Origin of the sequence: Bacillus pfraonensis (assembly GCF_050768835.1) — a bacterium.
Classification (GTDB): Bacteria; Bacillota; Bacilli; order Bacillales; family Bacillaceae_G; genus Bacillus_A; species Bacillus_A pfraonensis.
The window spans coordinates 1-309 of record NZ_JAHCDO010000108.1 but is presented as its reverse complement, the minus strand read 5'-3'; the positions used below and the strand labels follow the sequence as shown (position 1 = coordinate 309).

General features: G+C 52.4%; 1 rRNA gene. It reads left to right on the top strand.

Annotation, left to right across the window (positions count from 1 at the left end):
• Window positions 1-309, top strand: a 23S ribosomal RNA gene (locus tag KFD70_RS29315); the annotation flags it as partial.

Here is a 309-nt window from a genome sequence, read left to right as displayed (position 1 = left end):
CCGAGGCCGACAGGCGTAGGCGATGGACAACAGGTTGATATTCCTGTACCACCTCTTTATCGTTTGAGCAATGGAGGGACGCAGAAGGATAGAAGAAGCGTGCGATTGGTTGTGCACGTCCAAGCAGTTAGGCTGGTAAGTAGGAAAATCCGCTTACCGCGAAGGCTGAGCTGTGATGGGGAAGCTCCTTATGGAGCGAAGTCTTTGATTCCCCGCTGCCAAGAAAAGCTTCTAGCGAGATAAAAGGTGCCTGTACCGCAAACCGACACAGGTAGGCGAGGAGAGAATCCTAAGGTGAGCGAGAGAACT